Below are 22,252 nucleotides of genomic sequence, written 5' to 3'. Positions count from 1 at the left end.
GCGCCGCCCTGATCAGTCCTTCCGGTACCGCCCGGGCCGAAGGACGAGGACGTGTCGGCCCGGCCGGTGCATGGATCACGCCACGACCGAGCGCGGCGAGATGCCCGCGTCGTGCAGGTCGCGGACCAGGTCGCGGAGGAACGGGTGCTCGTCCGCGGACAGCCCCTTCGGGTTGGGGATGGTGACGTATCCGGTGTCGCCGGTGGTCTCCGCCTTCGCCGTACCGGTGTAGCGGGCGACGACGGCCTCGGTCCGCGCCAGGTCGGCCCGGCTCACCTGGATGGTGATGGGCCGCCAGTCGCCGCCGAGGTTCTCCCGTACGGGAGCCTTCGCCGCCGCGGCGCGCAGGGCGTTCGCGTCGGCGCCCGCGGTCGCGGTCCGCCGCGGCGCGGCCGTCGCCGTCCTGACCGGCGCGCCCGCGAGCAGCGCGTTGGCCAGCAGGTGAGTGCCGCTGTCGTTGTAGGCGCGGAACATCGGGTCGAACGCGAACAGCACCGCGTTGCCGCCGCCCACCGGCTCGTCGACCAGCGCCGCCGTGCCCTTCAGGGCGTCGCCGTGCACCGTGTAGCCGTTCGACCAGAACGTGTCGCCGGCCGGGTAGCCGAGCACGTTGGTGCCGGTCCGGGTCGGGGTGAGGATCGGGTCCGAGTTGTTGAACGCGAAGTCCTCCCGCGGCCGGCCGAGGGCCACCGGGCTGGTCGCGTCCACGTCGACTCGGAAGTGCGAGCCGATGACCGTGTAGTCCTTCGGCGGTGTCTTCTCGGTCGTCGAGGTGAGCCCGGCCGCCCGCGCGACACGGGTGCCCTCGTTGCGCACACCCAGGTAGCTGCCGCCCTTCTCGACCCAGGCCTTCAGGTTGGCCAGGCCCTGCGCGGTGAGGCCGCCGTTCGCGCTGCTCCCGTCGGGGACGAGCAGCGCGGTGCGCTGGGTGAACGCCGGGGTGTTGCCGTTGATGTCGGCGGTGGTGACCGGGGTGAGGCCGAGACCCCAGCGCGAGCCGAGGACGTAGCGCGCCTCACCGTACGACCCGGAGGTCGTCGAGACGCCGGTGCCGGCGAAGAGGCCGACGTCCGGTCTGCGGAGCGCGACGCCCGAGGCGGCCGCCCTGCTGCCGGTGACGGTCACGCCGAGCGGCCGGGCGAGCCCGTCCAGCGCGTCCGGCGGCAGCGCGTTCGCCGGCAGGCTCACCACTCCGGTCCGGAGATCCCGGGTGAGCGCGACACCACGGCCGAGCAGCTTGAACGTCAGCTCGGCCGCGGCCGCGGAGTCCAGCGGGTAGCCGTACGACCCGCGGGCGGGCGCCGCGGAACCGACGCCGCCGTCGATCCGCCGCACCCGGTCGGCCTCCGGCGCGAGGTCGTCCCCGGTGTAGACCGTCTGGATGCCCGAGAGCAGCGGGTTGCTCCAGGACGAGACGTCGTAGAAGTAGGGGAACGGTACGTAGGGATCCTCCCCGAGCAGGGCCTGGATCCAGTGCTTCTGCGGCTGTGCCATGGGGATCCAGTACGTCCCCGCCGGAACCTTGAGGTTCTTGGCGCGGCGGCCGCCGAAGACGTGCGCGTCCGGCACCGTGGCCGCTTCCTTGAGCCGGTAGACCTCGACGTCCATGCCGCGCAGGCGCTCGACCAGCCGGCGCACGTCGCCGAGCTGGCGGTCGGGGAGCAGGAAGTAGGACCGGACCTTGATGTCGGGTACCGGGTACTCGACCTGGTTGGTCGGCTGCACGACTTGGTTCGGCTCGAGCGCGCCGCTCCTGCCCTCGGCCAGCGCGTCCTGCCAGACTTTGTAGTAGCCGCGCAGGATCTCGCGCTTGTTGTCGGCGGCCCAGCCGGTCGTGGCCCACTGGGTGTTGATCTGCTGCTGGACCCGGTCCTCGACCGCGGAGGCGCTGCCCTTCTCGAACGTCATGCCGGCGGCGCCGAAGCCGGTGGTGGGCACCGTGTCGCCGTAACCCATGTAGAACAGGTCGTAGGACTGATAATTGAAGTAGCACTCCGTGGTGACGGAGCCACCGCAGGCGCCGTTGTAGCCGAAGCCGGCGGCGTTCGCCTTGCCGATGCGGTTGATCCAGTCGACCGGCTCGCTCGCGATCTCATGGTGGATCGGGTCGGCGTTCGGCGGGAAGAAGTACTGCGAACCCCCCATCTCGTGCGCGTCGACGAAGATCTGCGGCGGGTAGTCCCGCAGCAGCGCGACCTTGCCGTCGGTCTCCGGCTGCGTACGCGCGAACCAGTCGCGGTTCAGGTCGAAGCCGTAGTCGTTCTGCCGGCGGCCCGCGTCGCGGCCATCGGGGTTCTGCGTCGGGACGATGACCGTGACGAGTTCCTCGTTGCGCTTCGCGACGTCACACGAGAGCCCGGCGGCCAGTTCGTACAGCGTCCGGAGAGCGGCGTCGCCGCCGCTCTTCTCACCGCCGTGCACGTTCCCCGCCACCCACACGATGGCCGGGGTGTCCTCGGCGATACGAGCCGCCTTGCCGGATTTCAGGCTCCGGGGGTCCCGTAGTTCCCGGATCCGCTCCGCGATCTTGTTGAGCTGTTCGGGAGCGACGTGCCGCTCGTTCGACACGATCGCGTACGGCAACGGCTGTCCGGAGACGCTGTGCGCCATCGTGCCGGTGACCACGCGGTCCGAGGCCTTCCCGACGGCCGCGACGTACTTCTGGATCTCCTCCGTCGTGACCACGCGCTGCTGGCCCTTGCCGAGGGGGAAGCCGAAGAACTTCTCGGGACTGGGCACCGAGGAGAGATGAGCGTTGGGGTCGCTGCCGCATCGCCCGGGGGCGGTGGGGGCGGCGTTCGCGTTCGCGCCCACCCCGTTCGTCAGCGCCGCGCAGGTGATCGTCAGGGCGGCGATGGCCACCGCCTTCCGGCTCATCGCCCGCCCCCGACGGTCACGGTCTGACGGCGGTAGCCGTCGCCCTTGCCGGCGGGCTTGTAGTTCTTCTCGACGTTGCCCGCGATGTCGACGGAGAACCACTTGACCTCGGTGGTCTTGTCGACCGTGAGCTGTTCCGGCCCCTCGCGCATCCCCGCCGCCTTGAGCTTCGGGGAGTTCAGGGTCGGGCGGCTGCCGTCGAGGGTGTAGTAGATCGTCGCCGGCTCGTCGATCGTGAACGTGAACTTCGTGGCGCCGGTGTCCCGGCCGGTGATGACGAGCTTCGACTTCGGCGGCACCTTGTCCGACGCGTACGCTCGCGCGACCTCGAGGATCCCGATCTGCCCGTTGGCGAACTCCATCGCCTCCTCGTGCCCTTCGGCGAACGGAGGCTGGAAGCCGACCGCGTTGAACTGCTTGGTCGCCGGATTCCAGACATCGGCGCCGACCTCGAAGTCCCAGCCGATGATGCCCCGGTTGTACCAGTGCTCATCCGCGCTGTTGCCCGCCGCCGAGTAGAGAACGTCGGGCACCGGACCCGTTCGCCCCGGCCAGATGGCGGTGCCGCGCCAGTTCTGCACCGTGGACAGGATGTGGTCGGAGGCCGACCAGAAGAAGGTCTCGGTGCCGAGATCGGCCCGGGGCAGCAGTTCGCGGCCGGGCACCTTGTACGCCCCGGGAGGCCACATGAAGTAGCCGCCGTAGGAGTGGGTGTTCATCGCGAACTTGATGTTCGGGAATTGGTGCGTCAGCCACACCTCGTTCCTCGACTCCGGCTCCGAGAGCTCGGCCGGGCCGGCGTACGTGTCGCTGCGGCAGGACGTCGACGCGCCGCTGTAGCCGTCGTAGACGGAACCGACCGAGAAATTCCGGTTGAGGTCGACGCCCCAGGAGTTGCGGTACGCCGGATCGGACTCGGTGGGACCGCAGTGGTCGGTCATGTTCCGGCGCTGCATGTTGAAGTCGTACAAGCTGTAGTGCGCCCCGTCGGGGTTCACGGACGGCAGGACGAAGATGTCGAGGTCGTCGACGAGCTTGCGGGTGTTCGGGTCGTGCCGGTAGTTGCGCAGGAGCCGCTCGGCGGTCTCGACGCACGTCAGCGGGGTCACCCACTCGCGGGCGTGTTCCTGGCAGTAGAGGAAGACCCCCGGTTTCGACCCGTCGCGCGTCTTGCCGATGCGCAGCGCCCGCATCTGGAACGGATCACGTGACACACTCGCCGGCGCGTGCAGGTTGTCGGTGAGCCGCGTCGTGGCGGCCTCGGCCACCACCCCGTCGCCCGCGTTGCCGCGGTAGGTGCTCGCGCTCAGCAGTTTCCCGGCTTCGGTGTTCAGCGCGTCAACGACCTGCTTCGCCGTGCTGGTGACCACGCCTTCGGCGTTCGTCGCCAGATCGACGGTGACGTTGTCCTGGTCGAGCGACACCGTCAGCGGAGCGGACGCCTGATCCGGCTTGGCCAGCGTGACCGTGACGTCGTTGCCGCCCTCGGAGCCGTACGCCTGCGACGTCACGTAGAAGGTGCTCGCCGCGGCGGAACCGAACTGCGCCTGGGCGTGCCGTCGGTATCCGTTCGTCTTGTACGGCAGCTTGACGATCGCCGCTTGCCCGGGGAACTCCTTGGCGAGCGCGTCGATCCGCTGGTAGACCTCGGTCGGGTCCATGTAATGGTCGACGAAGTCGCTGACATAGTGCGGGCTCGGCGCCTTGCGCGGTTCGCCCAGCCACTTCTTCACCGGGACGGTGACCGAGCCTCCGCTGGTGCTCGTGACCGTCACCTCGGTCGGCGTGACGTCGATGGCCAGCGGCGTATTGAACCGGTGGTACATGTACTGCCCCGCATCGGTGAACCGGGACATCGTCGCGGTGCCACCGGAACCCGGCGGGGTGCCCGCGCCGCCGTTCCACGAGGCCGTGAGGATGTTCGTCGCCGCGGGATCGCTCGTCTTCACCTCGACCGACAGGAAGCGCTGCCCGTCGAGGCTGGTGAACCACTCGGCCCGGAGCGGGGTCAGCGTGTCGCCGCTCCGCGCCTCGTCCGCGAGCGTTCGTAGCGTCTTCGCGCGCTCCTGCCGCAGCTTCGCCACGTCGGCCTGGTCGGAGATGGCGTCGCGGACATCGAAGCCCTTGCCTCTCAGGTCCCGGGTCTCCTCGGGGCTCAGGACGGCGTGCACCTCGATGCCGCCGTCCACCGGCTTGCTGTATTCGGCGAGGTCGATACCGAGGTCGTTCAGCCGGTCGACGCCGGCCTGGTCGGGGACGACGATGCGCATCAGCGCGACGCCGTTCTGCTCGTTGCTGGACCGGCGTTCGGCGGCGACGTCGCCGTTCGGGGTGCTCTGGGCCAGCACCGGTAGCGGACTCAAAGCGAGGGCGGCGGACACGGCGAGCCACGCCGCTCGCCGTCCCACCCTCCCCGGCCTGCGAGAACCCGACATGAGAGGTCCCTTCACTCGGCGCGTGACGCGTCAAGACACAAGCCGGACGCCCCCCTGAAATCACGCAAAAGGCATGATCGGGTTCTATTTGTCCATAGACGACAAAGTCAAGACTTGACCTGCGCTTTACCTTCGGGGTACCCAGGTCTCAGGTGTACGGGCCTATTCGACCGCGATCTGGGTACAAGCCCGGCGTCCGTCCCCCCATCCGTCGGCATGGGGTCGGCTCCGTCGCTCCAGCGGCGCCGACCGCCGGCCGGCACGGTCGTTGGAGTAACGATGAGACTGACCTCGGTCATCGTCCTCTTGTGGCTCATCATCGGCGCCATCGCCGCCGGGCAACGTCACTACTACAGCAGTGGCCCGAAGAACTGCTCGCAGGCGGGCACGCTCCTCGTCACGATCATCGCCGGACCCCTCAACTACACCGGCGTCAACCCGAAGATCTCCTGCAAGACGCCCCAGCCCAGCAAATGACGCGGACCGGACGGCCCGAGCCGCCAACCGGCACCGGCGGGACCGTCACCGCTTCGCCTTCTTCTCGTCGCGCTTCTGGTCGCGGCCGACGTAGCGGTAGACCTCCACCGGATCGAGGATGACCAGGCCCTCGTCGACGAGTTCGTCGAGTTCGAGAAGGAACTCGACGATCTTGTCTTCGGCGTCGACGATCACGATGGCCAGCGGCAGGTCGTCACTGAGCGACAGGATCCGGCTGGTGTGGATATGGGATGAGGCACCGAAGCCCTCGATGCCGCGGAAGACGCTGGCGCCGGCCAGTCCGCGCTGGTGGGCCCGGTGCACGATCTCGGTGTAGAGCGGCTTGTGGTGGTACTGGTCGGTCTCGCCGATGAAGATCGTCACTCGGCAGGCGGTGCCGTGCAGTCTCATGCCCGCTCACTCCCTAGGTTCCGGCGCACGGGCAGCCCGCCGGCGCTCAGGCGGGTCGGCGCGGTCCCGCACCGGACCGTGACCGGACCATCCCCAGGCTAAGCCCGGCCGTCGGTCCCGATGGCCCGCCCTTGCCCCACGGGCGGCGTTCAGACTCGGTAGAACGCGGCGGCGTTGTCGTGCAGGACCGCCTGGGCGTGCTCGGGCCCGACCGCGTCGGTGAGCAGCCGGACGTCGTCCTCGTGGAACGGGCGACGGGCGCGGGTGGAGGGCAGGTCCGTGCCGAACATGAGGGACCGGGGGTTCGCGGCGACCACGGCCTGAACCGCCTTGGTCACCTCGAGGTCGACGCGGCCGAAGCCGGTCGCCTTGACGCGGGCGCCGCCGTCGACCAGGGAGAGCAGGTGCGGCAGCCCGTCCTCGGTGAGGCCCAGGTGGTCGACGCTCACCGCCGGCAGCGTGCGCAGGACGGGCGTCAGGTCGGGCAGGTCGCGGGCGTCGATGTAGAGCTCGGTGTGCCAGCCGGCGACCTCGTTGACGCGGCGGGCCAGGGTCTCCAGATGGTCGAGGGTCTCCGAACCGCCGCGGCGTACGTTGAACCGCACGGCCCGTACGCCCTCCGCGTTCAGCCGCGCGATCTCCTCGTCGGTCACCGAGACGGGCAACTGGGTGACCCCGACGAACCCCTCGCCCAGCCGCCGGAGGGCCTCGACCAGGTAATCCTGGTCGAACCCCTGAAAGGAACCGGAGACCACCGCCCCACCGGTCACCCCCAGCGCACTCGTCCGCCGACGGTAGTCCTCCACCGTGAAGGCGGGCGGCAGGTAGCCGTTGTTCTCGATGAGTGGGAAACGGGGGTCGATGATGTGCAGATGCGCGTCGAACACCGGACGGCCGCCGCCGGGGTTCGGGGAACGCGTGGTCATGCCGGATCACGTCCGGGTCTGCGGGACGCGGTAGTCGAGCGTCGCGGTCAGCCCGGGCCGCGGGGTCGATTTCACATGGTCCTCCGAGTGGTCGCAGGATCGATGTCGGGTTCCTCGGTCTGCCCCACGAGCCGGGCGGCGGCCGACCTGGCCCGGCGCATGGCCGTACGGTCGTCGGCCACCACGACCCGCGCGTTGGCCCCGTCGATCAGCATCAGCAGGGCGAACCCCAGCTCCTCCGGTTCGCGCAGACCCGCCTGCCGGGCCAGGGCGGTGAGCGTGTCGCGCAGCCAGTCCTTGTACCCGGCGATCACCGCGCGGGCGGGGTGGCCGGGGTCGGGCAGCTCCACGGCGGCGTTCGTGAACGGGCACCCCCGGAACCCCTCGCGTCCGTGTCCTCGGGCGAGCCAGTCGAACACGGCCAGGATTCGCTCGGCGCCCTGGGCGTCGCTCTCGGCCAGGAACGAGGCCAGGGCCTCCTGACGCTGCCGCCGGCGCTGATCGAGCACCGCGGCCACGAGGTTCTCCTTGGAACCGAACTGGGCGTAGAGCGTGGGCTTGGAGACACCGGCCCGCTCCACCAGCGTGTCCACGCCGGTCGCCCGGATCCCCTCCGCGTAGAAGACCTCCGCCGCGACGTCGAGCAGCCGCCGGCCGCCCGGGCTCAACCGATCCACCGTTGCATACTGACAGGTCAGTAAGTACCCGGCAAGCATCGGCCGCGCGACGGCCGTCGGCACCGCTCACCTGGCCGTACCCGGAGGGGACGGCATGCCGTGACGAGGTTCGGGTAGGCGCTGGTCATGGAGGTATCGGTGCTGTCGCCGTTCGCGCGGCGGGGGTTCGGGCTGGTCACCGGCGTGCCGCGGAACGCCCTGGGGGTGGGCCGCGCCCTGCTCGATCTCCATCCGCGCAGACAGCGGCGGCAGGTATGGGCCGAACACGGTCACGCGTACATCGACGTACGCGGAATCGACGGTGACGGCCGCGCGGCACGCGACCTGGCCGGTCACGCCACGGCGGCGGTACGTCACTTGCGGGGCGTGCGCTGGGCGGAGATCAACGCGGTCACCGGTCAGATGCTGGTGGCCTATGACGAACGCCGGGTCGGCGTCGACCGGCTGCTGGCCACGATCCGGAAGGTGGAAGACGACCGGGGGACCAGCGAGGAGGGCTTCTCCTGGACGCGGCCCGCGCACCCCGGCGATGGCGCGCCGATCGCCGTCGCGACCACCGAACTCGCGGTCGACTGTGTCGCGGTGCTCGCCGCCGTCGCGGAGAAGGTGTTCGCTCTGCCGCCCGTTCCGCGCTGGATCCGGCTGCCGCTGGCTCTTCCCGATCTGTCGCCCGGCGTCCGCCGGAGGATCGACCACCGGATCGGGCCCATCGAGACGGAGCTGGTGCTGGCGCTGGCGAACGCCGTCGTCCACGGGATGTCGGCCGGCATCCTCCCGCCCGCGGTCGACGCGCTCTACCGTTCCCTGCTGCTCGGCGAGACCTGGTCCCGCCGCCAGGTCTGGCGACGACGCGAGCCCGAGCTCTGCTCCGGCAGTGCGTGCGTGCCCTCCGAGGCTCCGGACCGCCCGCCGCGGCCGCGACCACGGCCGGGCGGGCCCGTCGAGAAGTGGTGCCGTGTGGTCGAGTCCGCGGCTCTCGGCGCGACCGCGGCGACTCTGGCGTTGACCAGGCAGCCCGGCCGCGCTGGCGACACGATCCTCGTCATGGTGCCGAAGGCGGCGACGTACGGGCGGGAGGGCTTCGCCGCCGTGACCGCCTGGAGACTCGCCGGACGGGGGATCCTGCCGCTCGACGCGGGAGCGTACCGGCGGCTCGACCGGGTTTCGGCGATCGTCATCGACTCGGCCGTCCTCCGCAGCGGCCACCTGCCGGCCCCGATCGCCGGCGCCGTGCTGGACGCGGCGCGTGCCACCGGCGCCAAGGTGTTCCTCACCGACCGGTCGGAGGCCGCCGACCTCCACCCCCTCGCCGACGAGATGCTCGGCGTGGGCACCGGCCTGACGGCGCACGTACGGCGGCTGCAGGAGGAGGGGCACACGGTGCTGGTCGTCTCCGAGGCCGACTGCGCCGCGCTCGCCGCCGCCGACGTCGGGGTCGCCGTACCGGCTCCCGGCAGCTCGACGTGCTGGTCGGGGGACCTGATCTGCCGCGCCCGAACGGGGGACGTCTGGTACGTCCTGCGGGCGGTCGCGGCGGCCCGGCCGGTCAGCGAGCGTGGTGTGCGGCTGGCTCAGGCCGGATCCGCGCTCGGCGTCCTCCTGGCCTTCGCCGGCCCTCGGCGTACGAGTGGGCCGGGTGCCATCACCGCGACCTACCTGGCCGCTCTGCTCGCTCTGCTCTGGGGCGCCGCCGCCGGGCTGCGGGTCACCATGGGAACCGCGCCGGTGCGCGTCCCCGCGCGCGTGGCCATTCCGGATGTTCGTTCCGGGCGCACCGCGACCGCGCTCACCCGCGCCGCGTCCCGGGATTCCCCGCGGGTCTGAGCAGCCGGCTCGCGGCCGTGGCGGCCAGGGCGGCCGCGGCGGCGATGAGCAGGCTGGTCCGAAGGCCCGGCGCGCGCCGACACGGTCGGTCAGGGAGCCGGCGGACAGCAGCAGCGCGGCGAACATCAGGGTGTACCCGTCGACGACCCACTGCAGCCCGGTGATGCCGCCGCCGACGTCGTGCCGGATCGACGGCAGGGCGACGTTGACGATGACGGCGTCGAGGGTGATGACGAAGAAGCCGAGCACGGCGGCGCCGGCGAGGGCACCGGACCGGGCGGCACCTGCGACAGTGGTGGTGGAGGCGGTGTGCGGGGTTGACATCAGCGGTGGTCTCTTCGAGGGGGTGATGAACGGACGGACGGCCGCTCGGGCTGCGGGACTTCGTCGCCGGCTTCCGCCGGGCGGCCGTGGGCCGGTCAGGGACGGGAACGGGTGCTGACGCGGGGTCCGGCGTACTCGGCGTCGGTGACGTGCTCCAGCCAGTCGACGTCGTCGGTCTCCCACAGCGCCAGGTGGATCATGAACTGGTCGGGCGCGGCGCCGTGCCAGTGCTCCTCGCCCGGCGGCGTCCAGACCACGTCCCCGGGGTGAGCCTGAATGATCTCGCCGCCGCGGGACTGGATCAGGGCGACGCCCTCCACGATGTAGAGGGTCTGGCCCAGTCCGTGGGAGTGCCAGGCGGTACGGGCGCCGGGTGCGAAGCGGACCATGTTCGCCCGCGTGCGAGAGGGCTCTTCGCCCCGGTAGAGCACGTCCGCCCAGGCGTCGCCGGTGAACCACTGCTCGGGCAGCTTCACGGTCGGGGGCTGCTTCAAGATCTCCATCGAGTCTCCTCGGTCGGTGTACCGCCACGCGGGCCACGCGGGCCCACCAGCCAGGAACCGCTCGCGGCGACAGTGGGGGAGTTCCTGCGGTTCCGTGTACTGACAGAACACCCCAGGACTTACGGAACCGGCCTAACCTCGGAAGACATGGACAACCGCAGTGAGGTCCGCGAGTTCCTGGCCTCGCGGCGAGCCAAGATCACACCCGAGCAGGCCGGCCTGCCCGTCTACGGCGACAACCGGCGCGTCCCCGGTCTGCGCCGCGAGGAGGTCGCCATGCTCGCCGGGGTCAGCGCCGAGTACTACGCCCGCCTGGAGCGGGGCAACCTCGGCGGGGTCTCCGAGAGCGTCCTGGAGGCCCTCGCCCGCACCCTCCAGCTGGACGAGGCCGAGCACGCCCACCTGTTCGACCTGGCCCGTACGGCCAACGCCACCCCCCGCACCCGCCGCCGCCCCACCCGGCAGCAGGTCCGGCCCGGCGTCCAGCGGCTCCTGGACTCGATGACCGACGCGGCCGCGTACGTGCGCAATGGACGCCTGGACATCGTCGCGTCCAACCGGCTCGGCCGCGCCCTGTACGCACCGGTCTTCGACGACCCGGTCCGGCCGGTCAACCCCGTCGTCGGGGACCTCACCCTCCCCTTCGAGGCCATGCCCCTGCCCGCCGACCCCGGCCTGACCCTCACCGCCTTCAGCGCCGAACCGGGAACCCCCGCCCACGACGCGTTCAGCCTCCTCGCCAGTTGGGCCGCCACCTCCGGCCGGACCGAGCCGGCCCACCACCAGGACCACGCCCCGACCTCGGACGGCCGACCTCAGAACGGGTAGTGCGCGTGCTGGGTGGCGAGGGTGACCCAGCGGGTGTTGGAGAAGGCCTCGATGCCCCAGAGGCCACCGAAGCGACCGTAGCCGGAGGCCTTGAAACCGCCGAACGGCGCCTGCGGTTCGTCGGCGACGGACTGGTCGTTGACGTGGACGATGCCGGTCTTGACGCGGCGGGCCACGCGCAACCCGTGGCTGCCGTTCTCGGTGATGATCCCGGCGGACAGGCCGTTGTCGGTGTCGTTGGCCAGCGTGACGGCCTCGTCATCGGTCGAGAATCGTCGCAGGACGCAGACCGGCCCGAACACCTCGGTGTAGTGGAGATCGGCGTTCTCGGGGACATCGGTCAGCACCGTCGCCGGATGGACGGCGCCATCCGGCTCACCGCCTCCGGCCAGCACGGTGGCGCCCTTGTCCACCGCGTCCCGGACCAGCGCGGCGACGCGCTGCGCGGCCTCCGGACCGATCAGCGGGCCGATCACCGTGGCCGGCTCCATCGGGCTGCCGGACGGCAACGCGGCGACCTTGGCGACGAACTTTCGCGTGAACTCCTCGGCCAGCGACTCATGCACCAGGACCCGGTCACCGGACATGCAGATCTGTCCGGCGTTCATGAAGACGGCGAAGGCGGCGGCGTCGACCGCGTAGTCAACATCGGCGTCGTCCAGGACGATGACGGCGTTCTTGCCGCCGAGTTCGAGCACCGCCGGCTTCAGATGCCGCGCGGCATGGGTGCCGATGATCCGGCCGACACCGGTGGAGCCGGTGAAGTTCACCGCGCGGACGCGCGGGTCGGCGATCAGCGCCTCGGCGATGCCGGCCCCGTCGGCGGGGTCGTTGGTGATCACGTTGAGGGCGCCGTCGGGCAGCCCGGCGTCACGCAGCACGTCCGCGATGAACAGACCGCAGGCCAGCGGGGCGTTCTCGCTGGGCTTCAAGACCACGGTGTTACCGGCGGCGAGCGCGGCGGCGACCGCGCGGGCGCCGAGGATCAGGGGGGCGTTCCAGGGCGAGAACGCGGCGACCACCCCGACCGGCTCACGGACCGCGAGTCCGAGGGCGCCGTCCTCCTGGGCCGAGAGCACCTCGCCGCGCGGCGCCGTGATCGCGGCGGCGGCCTCGCGCAGCATGTCGGCGGCGAGTGCCACGTTGAAGTACGCCCACGGCCGGGTGCCGCCGACCTCGCCGGCCATCAGCTCGGCGGCCTGGTCGCCGCGCTCTTCGAGCAGGTCGGCGGCCTTGAGGAAGATCGCCCGCCGGGCGAACGGACGCACGGCGGCCCAGTCCTCGAACGCGGAGTCGGCCGCGTCCACGGCCAGGGTGACATCCTCGACCCCCGCCGCGGCCACGATGGCGTACACCTCGCCGGTATAGGGGGCGACGTCCCGGGTGGTGCGGCCGGACCGGGCGGGCACGTCCTTACCGCCGATGAACAGATCACGCGCGATGGTCATGGGATTCCTTGTCGAGGGGCGGAGGCCCAGAGGATACGCAAGAGTATTCCGGTGTCCAGGCGTTCGCCCGCTCGGCAGCGGCGATCTGGCGGGAAGAGCGTCCTCAGTCGTTAGGGACGACCCGTGGGAAACGAAACACCCAGCGGCGTTGCCAGGGCGTTTCCACGGCTTTGGGGTGGTGGTGTTCGCGGGTCCAGGTGATCGCGTCGGTGGGGGCCACTCCGGACAGGATGGCCAGGCAGGCGATGACCGTTCCGGTGCGGCCGACGCCGCCGCCGCACGCGACCTCGGCCGCCGCGCCGGCCCTTGCCCGTTCGTGCAGGTGGTGGATCTGCCGGATGGCCTCGTGGGGGTCGCGGGGCAGGAGGAAGTCGGGCCAGTCGATCCAGGTGTGGGGCCAGGGCAACGCGGCCTGGTGGCGGCGGCGAAGCCGACCGGACCCGAGGTAGAGGCCGAGGCCGGGCGTGGGGCCTTCGGGTGGTGGATGGCGCAGGCCACGGCCGCGGATGTAGGTGCCGTCGGGCAGGCGGACGCTCCCGGGCAGCGGCGACGTGTTCATCGGATCGGGCTCCATTCGCGTTGGCGTGCGCGGTGGTTGGCGACGTTGACGCGGTTACCGCACAGGCCGGGCCTGCAGTAGCGGCGGCGTCCGGCGCGGCTGATGTCGGCGAAGACCCCTCGGCAGCCGGGGGCCGCGCAGGGCCGAAAACGTTCGTGCCCCAGCGTTCGCACGACCCCCAGAACGCCGACGGCGACGAGCGCCGCCAGTTCGTCCGCGAGGCAGGCTCCCCGCGCGGTGGGGACCCGCCACTCCCACCGCTCCTCGTCCGCCCATTCCAGGGTCGGGGGCAGTCCGGCGCGCCGGATCAGCACGGTCGCGCCGGCGACGGCCTGTCCGGCGGTCTCGGCCTCGATGATCCCCCGTACCTCGCGCCGCAGGAGGTGCACCTGCCGGACGTCCTCGTCGGTGGGCGGGTCGTCTCTCCGCAGTCGGTGTTCGGCGAGGAAGTCCGCCAACGCGATCGGGTCGGGCAGCGCGTCACCGCCGGCCCGCACGGTGGGTGAGGTGGCGACCAGGTCGTTCGCGACCGCCACGCCCCACGCGTAGTCATCGACGGGGATCTGCACGGCACCTCCTCGTAATAGGTATAGCAAAGCTACAACCCTTACGCCCGGTTGGCCGGCACGACCACCGCTCGTTTCCGGAGACGGTCACGACGCCGTCCAGGAACCGCGCCGCGCAGCGGTCAGCCGGATCCGCTGCCGGCGGGAGGATGGGTGCATCGCCGCGTGCCGATGGAGAGCCGGACGCAGGCGATGCCGGTACTCGGGCCGGTTACGGCCACGACAGGGGTGACGGCGCCGATGCCGACGCGGACCCTCGTTTTGACCGTGCGCGTGTGGGGTTCGCCGGTGAACTCCAGGCGGTCGTAGCGGTGGCTGCCGGTCAGCTGCGCCCAGGCCGCCTTACACGCCGCGCTGTAGCGGATCTCAAGGTCGGCGTAGCCGATCCGGAGGGCCGCGGTCGTCACCGCGTCCCGGTCACAGCCCAGTGCGGCGGCGGTGCAGTCGTGGCGGTGGCAGCGGGAGGTCGCAGTGGGCGTCGGAGGTCCGGGCGGGGCGATGCGTCCGGCGCGTGGTGAGGTCGACGAGGTGAGTGGTAACGCCGCGGTCAGCCCGCCGACCGCGAGCACGGTCGCGCCCGCGGCCACGGCGAGGGCTCGCTTGTCCCACCGTGGCCGCTCGGGCCCGCTCGGCGATGGCCCGGCCAAGGCGGGGCGGTCGTCCGGGTTCGCCTCGGCCAGGGCGGGGCGGTCATCCTGGTCCGGCCCGGTCCGCTGCCCCTCGCGGGCCGGGACGGCCGGCGGCGTGGTGGCGTCACGGCGGCTGCGGGCGGCCTCGGCCAGTTCCCAGAGCGCCATCAACGGTGCCTCGTCGGCCCCGGCGAGTGCGCCGAGTGCGGCGACGACGTCCCGGGGCGGCAGGACCTGGCCGCTCAGGTAACGGCTCCACGCGGACTTGCTGCAGGAGGTCTTGCGCGCCAAGGCGGCCAGGCTCAGCCCGGTCTCGTCCTTGAGAGCACGCAGCCGCACCGTCAGGTGCCGTACCTCAGGTTCGAGGGTGTCCGGCAGCGGTGACCACGCCCCCATGAGGGTCCCTTCGTCCCGCCCCGGCTCGCCCCGGCCCGCCGGGGAAGCCTCACCCTTGCCGGTCAGTACCTGAGACGTTCCGCGGCCCGGCCCGGTTCACCATCCTGTCGGGACGCATGTCCGGCACCTGAGGCCGACCGCGGTCAAACGGGGGACATGCGCGGGCGGCCTTGCCAGGCGTGGTCCGGACCGTGCGGCCGGACGGCCCTCAGCGCCTGCTCGGTGGAGTCTTCGATAGGCCCGGAAGTGTCGACCGTGGTCGCCTCCGGCTGTCGTGACGGACAGGGACCTCACCAGGGGCGTCGGTCCCGGTAACCCTGCCCGAAGGCCCCTGGGCACCGGCGGTTCGGTCGTCTGGACTCGTTTCGAAGCGGTGGCGTGGGGGCACCCCGATGGGCTGCCTCGCCACGCGTGCGGCGGCGGACAAGGCCGCGGCGGGGCATGAGGTGTCGATCAAGGTACGGGCGATCACCGGCGTTCCCGCCGAGGAGCTCCTGAACGCCTCCGCGGGCACCGACCTGCTGGTCGTCGGATCGCGGGGGCACGGTGGGTTCGCTCGGCTGCTCCTCGGTTCGGTGAGCAGCCAATGCGTTCACCACGCCGATTGCCCGGTCGTCGTCGTACCGTCACGCCCCCGAGGCTGACAAGGCTCCGGACCGGGCCGAAGGTCCTACGCCTCGGTGACCTCGGCCCGCTGACGGGACGGTTCGGCCGGTCGAGGCTTGGAACATGGCCGAACGAGTGTGGACAGGCGTGGTGGGCGGTGGCTCCGTGAGCGGAGAGGCGGCCGTACCGGAGCGCGCGTCGACGGAGCCGACGTTCGTGTTGCTCACCGACGGCACGGCGATCCAAGTCCGCGAGATCCGCCTGGATGACCTCGACGCCGTCCGCGACCTGCACCGTGGCATGTCGCCGGACAACCTCTATCTCCGCTTCTTCGGTCTCGGCCCGCGGATCACCGAAGAGGAGTCCGTACGGCTGTGCCGGATACCCGGACCGGCCCATGCCGTTCTGGGCGCCTGGCTCGGCGCCGAACTCGTCGGCGTCGCGAACTACGAGCCGACGGATGAGCCCGGCGTCGCGGAGATCGCGCTGGCCGTGGCGGACAGGATGCACCGCCGCGGGGTCGGCACCCTGCTGCTGGAGCACCTGGTCTCGCTGGCCCGCTCCCGGGGGATCCGTGAGTTCCGGGCCGACACTCTGGCGCAGAACGTCGAGATGCTGCGCGTGTTCGCCACCGCGGGACTGGCCGTACGGCACGATCTCGCCGGTGGCGTGGTCGACGTGCGGATGCCGTTGGCGGCGGACGCGCGGTATCTCGCCGCCGTCGAAGGAGGCGCTGTTCCGGCAGGCCGGGATCATCGCGACGCACGGCCTCGGCGAACTCCTCGACACCGCCGCGCTGCTCGCCCACCAGCCGATACCGGCCGGGGACCGCGTCGCCATCGTCTCGAACGCCGGCGGTGCGGGCGTGCTGGCCGCGGACGCCTGCGCGGACACCGGCCTGACGGCCGCGGCACTGGGCGAGGAGACCGTCCGGGAGCTGACGCGGCTGCTGCCGCGCGGAGCCGCCTGCGCCGGCCCGGTCGACACCACCGCGGCGATCGACCCCGAACGGTTCACCCGCTGCCTGGACCTGGTCGCCGCCGACGACGGTGTGGACGCCGTCGTCGCCCTGGTCGTCCCGACGGCCGTCTCCGACCTGGCCTCCGCCGTGGTGGCCGGGGGAGCCGCCAAGCCGCTCGCGGCGATCGTCCTCGGCCAGCCCGAATCCGTGCGCGTCCGGTACGGGCCCGATGGACGCCGTGTCCCCTCCTACGCCTTCCCCGAGGACGCAGCCCGCGCCCTCGCCCGCGCCCGCTCCCACGGCCGATGGCTCGAACGTCCGGCCGGGAACGAACCGCGCCTCCCCGATGTACGGGAGAACACGGTCACCCGGATCACCCGTCGCCTCATCGAGGAGGTTCCCGAGGGCGGCTGGCTCCCGCTCGCCGACACGATGGAGCTCCTGGAGGCCTACGGGCTGCCCCTGGCGGAATGGCGGCCGGCGACCTGCGCCGACGACGCCGTACGCGCCGCGGCCGAACTCGGCGATCACGTCGCGCTGAAGGCCGACGTACCGGGGATCGTCCACAAGAGCGACGCCGGCGCCGTCCGGCTGGACCTGCGAGGCGCGGCCGACGTCCGGCGCGCCTACGAGGACCTGGCCGCCCGGTTCGGCGATCGGCTCAGGGCGGTGCTGGTGCAGCGGATGGCACCCGGCGGGGTCGAGACTCTCTGCGGGATCACGCAGGAGCCGGTCTTCGGGCCGTTGGTCGTCTTCGGCCTGGGCGGAGTGGCCACGGAGGTGCTGGGCGACCGCTCCGCCCGGCTCACCCCGCTCACCGACGTGGACGCCGCCGAGCTGGTCCGCTCGGTGCGCGGCGCGCCCCTGCTGTTCGGCCACCGTGGGGCGCCGGCGGTGGACACTCCGGCGCTGGAGGACGTCCTGCTGCGCCTCGCCCGGCTCGCCGACGATCATCCGGACGTCGCCGAGATCGACCTGAACCCGGTGATCGCCCGGCCCGAGGGCGTCGTGGCCGTCGACGCGCGGGTCCGCGTCGTGCCGTGCCGACGGTGGGACCCCTACCTTCGCCGGCTGCGCTGAGCCTGAGCCCAGGCTGTCCGCCCGGAACCGGCGGCGGATCATACGCACGGCCGGACCCGGCGCCCCCGGCCCGGCCGAGGGACGTGGGAGGACCGAGTGACCCCGGGGAGAGGGGACTTTGGGCCCTCCCCGCCGGAGGACGACGTGGCGAGGCTGAAGAGAGGGGAGCGTTCGGCGAGGAGGCGTGTCCATGGCGTGGATCCTTGACGGCGTGGCGGGACTGCACGCCGCGCTGGTCGACTCGGGTTACACGGTGATCGGTCCGACGGTCCGCGACCGGGCGATCGTCCTGGCCGAGCTGACCTCGGCCGACGATCTCCCCTACGGCTGGGGGGTCGCGCTGGAACCGGGCGGTTACCGGATCCGGCGCCGGGCGGACTCGGCCGCGTTCGCACACTCGGCGGGGCCGCAGTCGTGGAAGCCGTTCCTGCACCCGCCGCGTCGCAAGCTGTGGGAGGCGCGGCGTACCGACGACGGCTTCGAGATCGACGAGGCCCGGGAAGAGCCGCCGCGCTATGCCTTCCTGGGGGTAAGGCCATGCGATCTGCGGGCCATCGGGATTCTCGACCGGGTCCTCGCCGGCGGCCGGCACGCCGATGACGCCTACGCGGCGCGCCGGGACGGGGTGTTCATCATCGTCGTCAACTGCACCGAGCCGGGGGAGACGTGCTTCTGCGTCTCGATGGGCACCGGGCCGGGCGCCGACTCCGGTTACGACCTGGCGTTGACCGAGTTCGCGGAGGAGGGGCGGTTCCTCGTCGACGTCGGCACCGACGCGGGGGCCAACCTGCTGGCGCGGATCGAGCACCGCGAGGCGGACTTCGTGACCGAGACGCGGGCGCGGGCGGAGGTGGACGCGGCGGCCGGCCGGATGGGCCGGGAGATGCCCGCCGAGGGCCTGCGGGACCTGATGGCCGGCACTCTGGACGCCGCCCGCTGGGACGACGTCGCCTCCCGCTGCCTGACCTGCGGCAACTGCACCATGGTCTGTCCGACCTGTTTCTGCACGACCGTCGAGGACGTCACCGACCTGACCGGGGACCACGCCGAGCGGTGGCAGCGGTGGGACTCCTGCTTCGACCTCGACTTCTCCCACCTGCAGGGCGGCAGCGTGCGCACGTCGACCAAGAGCCGCTACCGGCAGTGGCTCACCCACAAGCTCGGTACCTGGCACGACCAGTTCGGCTCTTCGGGATGCGTCGGCTGCGGGCGGTGCATCGTCTGGTGCCCGGTCGGCATCGACCTGACCGAAGAGGTGGCCGCACTCCGGGAGGAGAACCATGGGTGAACGGACGACCGCACTGCCGAGCTCGGCGCTGACCGGCCACTCCTTCGTCCGGGGAATGCCGGAACGCCAGATCGACAGGCTGGCGGCGGTGGCGCGGTACGTGGAGGTCCCCGCCGGACACCGCCTGTTCGAGGAAGGGCAGCGCGCGGACCGGTTCTGGCTGATCCAGGCCGGCCGGGTCTCCCTCGACCTGCACATCCCGGGCCTCGGCACCGTGATCGTCGAGACGCTCGGGCGGGGCACCGTGCTCGGCTGGTCATGGCTCTTCCCTCCGTACGCCTGGCGGTTCGGAGCGCTCGCCGCCGAGCCGGTCCGGGCGATCGCCCTGGACGCCCGGGCGGTACGCACGATGTGCGCCGAGGATCCGGCACTGGGATACGAGCTGACCCGCCGGTTCGCCGCCGTCATGCTCGACCGGCTGCAGAACACCCGCATGCGGCTGCTCGACCTGTACGGCGCGCCGTGGGGACGGCACGAATGACGGCCATGACCCCGGTCCGGTACCGGGTGACGGAACGCCGCGAGGAGACCCACGACACGGCGACGCTCGTCCTGCGGCCGTGCGGCGAGCCGATCCCGCCCGTACGGCCCGGCCAGTTCACGATGATGTACGCGTTCGGCATCGGGGAGGCGCCCATCTCCGTCAGCCGTACCGGCACGGTCATCGAGCAGACGGTCCGCGACGTCGGCGCGGTCAGCCGCGCCCTGGCCACCAGCGAACCGGGCCGGATGGTCGGCGTCCGCGGGCCGTACGGCGTCGGGTGGGGCGTCGAGGACGTGATCGGCCGGGACCTCGTCTTCGCCGGCGGCGGGATCGGGCTCGCGCCACTGCGCCCCGCTCTGCTGTACGCGCTGGAACGCCGCGAATTCTACGGCGCCATCACGCTCCTCATCGGCGCCCGTACGCCGGCCGACCTGCTGTACCAGGCGGAACTCGACCGGTGGCGCGACCGAGGCGCACGCGTGGAGGTGACGGTCGACCACGCTGACGACGGCTGGCACGGGAACGTCGGGCTGATCACCACGCTGTTGGACCTGGTCGACGCCGACCCGGCGAACGCCACGGCCTTCATCTGCGGCCCGGAGATCATGATGCGCCTGACCGGGCAGGCGCTCTGTGAGAGCGGGATGACCGACGTGCGGATCTCCCTGGAACGCAACATGCGCTGCGGCGTCGGATGGTGCGGCCACTGCCAGCTCGGCCCCTGGCTGATCTGCCGCGACGGCCCGGTCGTGGCCTACCGGGACGCCGCGCCGGAGCTCGCGGTGAAGGAGCGGTAGATGGCCCCGAAGCTCGCCGTTTGGAAGTTCGCCTCCTGTGACGGCTGCCAGCTCACCCTTCTCGACTGCGAGGACGAGCTGCTGACGCTGGCGAGCGAGGTCGAGATCGCGCACTTCCTCGAGGCATCCAGCGCCGTGACGGACGGCCCGTACGACGTGTCGCTGGTCGAAGGCTCGATCTCGACCCCGGCCGACGCCGAGAGGATCCAGCACGTGAGGAGGATCTCCCGGAGGCTGGTCACGATCGGCGCCTGCGCCACCGCCGGCGGCATCCAGGCCCTCCGCAACTTCGCCGACGCCGAGGAGTTCCTCTCCGCGGTCTACGCCACACCCGAGTACGTCGCCACGCTCGCCGACTCCACACCGATCTCGGCCCATGTGCCGGTCGACTTCGAGCTGCGGGGCTGCCCGATCGACCGGCGGCAGCTCCTCGAAGTGCTCTCCGCCTTCCTGGCCGGCCGCAAGCCCGGCATCCCCAACCATCCGGTCTGCTTCGAGTGCAAGATGCGCGGCACCGTGTGCGTCATGGTCGCCCACGGCACCCCCTGCCTCGGACCGGTCACGCACGCCGGCTGCGGAGCGATCTGCCCCGCCTACGGACGCGGCTGCTACGGCTGCTTCGGCCCCTCCGCACGGCCCAACACCGGCTCGCTCAAGACCTGGCTCGGCGACCTCGGCATGACGCGCCCCGAGATGGATCGCGTCTTCTCGACCTTCAACGTCACCGCGTTCAAGGAGATCCCGGATGACCCACCGGCGTGAGCGGCTCCTGAGCGTCGGCGCCCTGGCGCGGGTGGAGGGCGAGGGCGCGATGTACGTCCGGATCGCCGGCGACCGGGTCGAGGAGATCCGGTTGAACATCTACGAGCCACCGCGTTTCTTCGAGGCCCTCCTGCGTGGCCGCGCGTACACCGAACCGCCGGACATCACCTCCCGGATCTGCGGGATCTGCCCCGTCGCCTACCAGCTCAGCGCGTGCCGGGCCGTGGAGGACGCGTGCGGCGTCGCGGTCGAGGGGCCCCTGAACGACCTGCGCCGCCTGCTCTACTGCGGAGAGTGGATCGAGAGCCACGCCCTGCACATCTACCTGCTGCACGCCCCGGACTTCCTCGGCTGCTCCAGCGCCCTCGAGATGGCCCGCGACCATCGGCCGCTGGTCGAACGCGGCCTCGCGCTGAAGAAGGCCGGCAACGCGATCATTGAGCTGCTCGGCGGCCGGGCCATCCACCCGATCAACGTACGGATCGGCGGGTTCCACCGGGTTCCGGTCCCCGCCGAGCTGTCCCGGCTCGTGCCGCAGCTCCGGCGGGCGCTCCAGGACGCGCTCGACACCGTCCGCTGGGTGGCCGGCTTCGCGTTCCCCGACCTGTCGATCGACCATGAGTTCCTCGCACTCACCGGCGAGGACTATCCGCTGGAACGCGGCACGCCCCGGACGACCACGGGGGCCGCCTTCGAGGTCGCCGACTTCGAGGACCAGGTGATCGAGGAACAGGTTCCGCACTCCACCGCGCTGCAAGCCCGGCTCGCGCACGGCGGCCGGTACCTCACCGGGCCGCTGGCGCGATTCGCGCTGAACCGCGACCTGCTCTCGCCGCTGGCACGAGAGGCCGCGCACGCCGCCGGGCTCGCCGGGCAGTGCCGCAACCCGGCCCAGAGCATCGTCGTCCGCGCCGTCGAGATCGTCCATGCCGTCGAGGAGGCGCTGCGGATCATCGCCGCCTACCGGCCCCCGCCACAGCCGTACGTCCCGCTGTGGCCGCGGGCGGGCCGCGGTCACGGCGCGACCGAGGCTCCCCGCGGGGTGCTGTTCCACCGCTACGACATCGACGCGGACGGTGCCCTGACCTCGGCCCGGATCGTCCCGCCCACCTCGCAGAACCAGGCGGCCATCGAGGAGGACCTGCGCCGCCTGGTGCAGGATCGCCTCGACCTCGACGACACCGCGCTCACCGCCGAATGCGAGCGGGCGATTCGCAGCTACGACCCGTGCATCTCCTGCGCCGCCCACTTTCTCGACCTGAACATAGTGCGCTCGTGAACTGACGCTGGGCGGAGCGGTGGGCTGGACGTCGCGGGTCAACAGCCCGTCCCGGACGAGCGTGCGAACTCGACCCGCGACCGCACGGCGAGCGGCCCGGCGGTGATCTGTACGA

At 71.8% G+C, this 22,252-nt stretch carries 20 protein-coding genes and 1 pseudogene; 11 read left to right on the top strand and 10 right to left on the bottom strand.

Going from position 1 to position 22,252, the window contains the following annotated elements:
* Positions 1–75 precede the first annotated feature (75 nt).
* Both ABD978_RS25530 and ABD978_RS25525 read right to left on the bottom strand, forming a co-directional pair.
* Entirely contained in the window at positions 76–2,877 is a 2,802-nt protein-coding gene (locus tag ABD978_RS25530) for a M14 family zinc carboxypeptidase (protein ID WP_345359519.1), read from the bottom strand.
* Positions 2,874–5,285, bottom strand: a complete 2,412-nt coding sequence (locus ABD978_RS25525; protein WP_345359516.1) for a M14 family zinc carboxypeptidase — start codon at positions 5,283–5,285, stop codon at positions 2,874–2,876. Before ABD978_RS25525 ends, ABD978_RS25530 begins: the two co-directional genes overlap by 4 nt.
* A gap of 306 nt (positions 5,286–5,591) precedes the next feature.
* On the opposite strand from ABD978_RS25525, the gene ABD978_RS25520 reads away from it, so the two are divergent.
* A complete protein-coding gene (locus ABD978_RS25520; RefSeq protein WP_345359513.1) occupies positions 5,592–5,789 on the top strand; it encodes a hypothetical protein in 198 nt (65 codons plus the stop codon).
* Between the two features lie 45 nt (positions 5,790–5,834).
* Here ABD978_RS25520 and ABD978_RS25515 read toward each other — a convergent pair whose 3' ends face one another.
* The 3 genes from ABD978_RS25515 to ABD978_RS25505 form a co-directional block, all read right to left on the bottom strand.
* Positions 5,835–6,200, bottom strand: coding sequence for a DUF190 domain-containing protein (locus tag ABD978_RS25515; protein WP_345359510.1), 366 nt, complete (start codon positions 6,198–6,200; stop codon positions 5,835–5,837).
* A 149-nt stretch (positions 6,201–6,349) separates the two neighbouring features.
* Positions 6,350–7,126, bottom strand: a complete 777-nt coding sequence (locus ABD978_RS25510) for an amidohydrolase family protein (protein WP_345359508.1) — start codon at positions 7,124–7,126, stop codon at positions 6,350–6,352.
* A gap of 71 nt (positions 7,127–7,197) precedes the next feature.
* Positions 7,198–7,803: a TetR/AcrR family transcriptional regulator gene (locus tag ABD978_RS25505; RefSeq protein WP_345359505.1), complete on the bottom strand. Its 606-nt coding sequence runs from the start codon at positions 7,801–7,803 to the stop codon at positions 7,198–7,200.
* Between the two features lie 126 nt (positions 7,804–7,929).
* On the opposite strand from ABD978_RS25505, the gene ABD978_RS25500 reads away from it, so the two are divergent.
* Positions 7,930–9,627, top strand: coding sequence for a hypothetical protein (locus ABD978_RS25500; protein WP_345359502.1), 1,698 nt, complete (start codon positions 7,930–7,932; stop codon positions 9,625–9,627).
* A gap of 419 nt (positions 9,628–10,046) precedes the next feature.
* On the opposite strand, the gene ABD978_RS25495 is transcribed toward ABD978_RS25500, so the two are convergent.
* Positions 10,047–10,454, bottom strand: coding sequence for a (R)-mandelonitrile lyase (locus tag ABD978_RS25495; RefSeq protein WP_345359499.1), 408 nt, complete (start codon positions 10,452–10,454; stop codon positions 10,047–10,049).
* Positions 10,455–10,601: 147 nt separating this feature from the next.
* On the opposite strand from ABD978_RS25495, the gene ABD978_RS25490 reads away from it, so the two are divergent.
* Positions 10,602–11,282 carry an MmyB family transcriptional regulator gene (locus ABD978_RS25490; protein WP_345359496.1) on the top strand — a complete coding sequence of 227 codons (681 nt, stop codon included), beginning with the start codon at positions 10,602–10,604 and terminating at the stop codon, positions 11,280–11,282.
* On the opposite strand, the gene ABD978_RS25485 is transcribed toward ABD978_RS25490, so the two are convergent.
* From ABD978_RS25485 to ABD978_RS25470, 4 genes are all read right to left on the bottom strand, one after another.
* On the bottom strand, positions 11,270–12,730 hold the full coding sequence (locus ABD978_RS25485; protein WP_345359490.1) for an aldehyde dehydrogenase family protein: 1,461 nt from the start codon (positions 12,728–12,730) through the stop codon (positions 11,270–11,272). The two genes, ABD978_RS25490 and ABD978_RS25485, sit on opposite strands and share 13 nt — an antisense overlap.
* 103 nt (positions 12,731–12,833) lie before the next feature.
* Complete coding sequence (locus tag ABD978_RS25480) at positions 12,834–13,289, bottom strand: phosphatase domain-containing protein (protein ID WP_345359487.1); 456 nt, start codon at positions 13,287–13,289, stop codon at positions 12,834–12,836.
* Positions 13,286–13,858 carry a CGNR zinc finger domain-containing protein gene (locus ABD978_RS25475; RefSeq protein WP_345359484.1) on the bottom strand — a complete coding sequence of 191 codons (573 nt, stop codon included), beginning with the start codon at positions 13,856–13,858 and terminating at the stop codon, positions 13,286–13,288. The genes ABD978_RS25480 and ABD978_RS25475 overlap by 4 nt, the downstream gene beginning before the upstream one ends.
* A 119-nt stretch (positions 13,859–13,977) precedes the next feature.
* Positions 13,978–14,880, bottom strand: coding sequence for a helix-turn-helix domain-containing protein (locus ABD978_RS25470; RefSeq protein ID WP_345359481.1), 903 nt, complete (start codon positions 14,878–14,880; stop codon positions 13,978–13,980).
* Between the two features lie 392 nt (positions 14,881–15,272).
* Here ABD978_RS25470 and ABD978_RS25465 point away from each other — a divergent pair, with 392 nt between their 5' ends.
* The 8 genes and pseudogenes from ABD978_RS25465 to ABD978_RS25430 all read left to right on the top strand — a co-directional run bounded on the left by ABD978_RS25465 (position 15,273) and on the right by ABD978_RS25430 (position 22,137).
* Positions 15,273–15,524 (top strand): universal stress protein, encoded by a 252-nt coding sequence (locus tag ABD978_RS25465; protein WP_345359478.1) that lies wholly within the window; start codon positions 15,273–15,275, stop codon positions 15,522–15,524.
* An 85-nt stretch (positions 15,525–15,609) separates the two neighbouring features.
* A pseudogene (locus ABD978_RS25460) lies at positions 15,610–16,104 on the top strand (GNAT family N-acetyltransferase); the annotation flags it as partial.
* Positions 16,105–16,150: 46 nt separating this feature from the next.
* Positions 16,151–17,527, top strand: a complete 1,377-nt coding sequence (locus ABD978_RS25455) for an acetate--CoA ligase family protein (protein WP_345359475.1) — start codon at positions 16,151–16,153, stop codon at positions 17,525–17,527.
* 190 nt (positions 17,528–17,717) lie between these two features.
* Positions 17,718–18,815 carry a 4Fe-4S dicluster domain-containing protein gene (locus ABD978_RS25450; protein WP_345359472.1) on the top strand — a complete coding sequence of 366 codons (1,098 nt, stop codon included), beginning with the start codon at positions 17,718–17,720 and terminating at the stop codon, positions 18,813–18,815.
* Positions 18,808–19,296 carry a Crp/Fnr family transcriptional regulator gene (locus ABD978_RS25445; protein WP_345359470.1) on the top strand — a complete coding sequence of 163 codons (489 nt, stop codon included), beginning with the start codon at positions 18,808–18,810 and terminating at the stop codon, positions 19,294–19,296. Before ABD978_RS25450 ends, ABD978_RS25445 begins: the two co-directional genes overlap by 8 nt.
* Positions 19,293–20,096, top strand: a complete 804-nt coding sequence (locus tag ABD978_RS25440; RefSeq protein ID WP_345359467.1) for an FAD/NAD(P)-binding protein — start codon at positions 19,293–19,295, stop codon at positions 20,094–20,096. The genes ABD978_RS25445 and ABD978_RS25440 overlap by 4 nt, the downstream gene beginning before the upstream one ends.
* Positions 20,097–20,858, top strand: coding sequence for an NADH-quinone oxidoreductase subunit B family protein (locus tag ABD978_RS25435; protein WP_345359464.1), 762 nt, complete (start codon positions 20,097–20,099; stop codon positions 20,856–20,858).
* On the top strand, positions 20,842–22,137 hold the full coding sequence (locus ABD978_RS25430) for a Ni/Fe hydrogenase subunit alpha (RefSeq protein WP_345359461.1): 1,296 nt from the start codon (positions 20,842–20,844) through the stop codon (positions 22,135–22,137). Before ABD978_RS25435 ends, ABD978_RS25430 begins: the two co-directional genes overlap by 17 nt.
* Positions 22,138–22,252 lie beyond the last annotated feature (115 nt).

The organism is Actinoallomurus liliacearum, assembly GCF_039542035.1.
Taxonomy (GTDB): Bacteria; Actinomycetota; Actinomycetes; order Streptosporangiales; family Streptosporangiaceae; genus Actinoallomurus; species Actinoallomurus liliacearum.
This window is presented reverse-complemented; position numbering and strand designations above follow the sequence as displayed.

Coding starts and splice junctions, on each gene's coding strand:
- ABD978_RS25530 (WP_345359519.1), bottom strand. CDS start 2,877: ATGAGCCGGAAGGCGGTGGCCATCGCCGCCCTGACGATCACCTGCGCG.
- ABD978_RS25520 (WP_345359513.1), top strand. CDS start 5,592: ATGAGACTGACCTCGGTCATCGTCCTCTTGTGGCTCATCATCGGCGCC.
- ABD978_RS25515 (WP_345359510.1), bottom strand. CDS start 6,200: ATGAGACTGCACGGCACCGCCTGCCGAGTGACGATCTTCATCGGCGAG.
- ABD978_RS25510 (WP_345359508.1), bottom strand. CDS start 7,126: ATGACCACGCGTTCCCCGAACCCCGGCGGCGGCCGTCCGGTGTTCGAC.
- ABD978_RS25500 (WP_345359502.1), top strand. CDS start 7,930: ATGGAGGTATCGGTGCTGTCGCCGTTCGCGCGGCGGGGGTTCGGGCTG.
- ABD978_RS25495 (WP_345359499.1), bottom strand. CDS start 10,454: ATGGAGATCTTGAAGCAGCCCCCGACCGTGAAGCTGCCCGAGCAGTGG.
- ABD978_RS25490 (WP_345359496.1), top strand. CDS start 10,602: ATGGACAACCGCAGTGAGGTCCGCGAGTTCCTGGCCTCGCGGCGAGCC.
- ABD978_RS25485 (WP_345359490.1), bottom strand. CDS start 12,730: ATGACCATCGCGCGTGATCTGTTCATCGGCGGTAAGGACGTGCCCGCC.
- ABD978_RS25480 (WP_345359487.1), bottom strand. CDS start 13,289: ATGAACACGTCGCCGCTGCCCGGGAGCGTCCGCCTGCCCGACGGCACC.
- ABD978_RS25470 (WP_345359481.1), bottom strand. CDS start 14,880: ATGGGGGCGTGGTCACCGCTGCCGGACACCCTCGAACCTGAGGTACGG.
- ABD978_RS25465 (WP_345359478.1), top strand. CDS start 15,273: ATGGGCTGCCTCGCCACGCGTGCGGCGGCGGACAAGGCCGCGGCGGGG.
- ABD978_RS25450 (WP_345359472.1), top strand. CDS start 17,718: ATGGCGTGGATCCTTGACGGCGTGGCGGGACTGCACGCCGCGCTGGTC.
- ABD978_RS25445 (WP_345359470.1), top strand. CDS start 18,808: ATGGGTGAACGGACGACCGCACTGCCGAGCTCGGCGCTGACCGGCCAC.
- ABD978_RS25440 (WP_345359467.1), top strand. CDS start 19,293: ATGACGGCCATGACCCCGGTCCGGTACCGGGTGACGGAACGCCGCGAG.
- ABD978_RS25435 (WP_345359464.1), top strand. CDS start 20,097: ATGGCCCCGAAGCTCGCCGTTTGGAAGTTCGCCTCCTGTGACGGCTGC.
- ABD978_RS25430 (WP_345359461.1), top strand. CDS start 20,842: ATGACCCACCGGCGTGAGCGGCTCCTGAGCGTCGGCGCCCTGGCGCGG.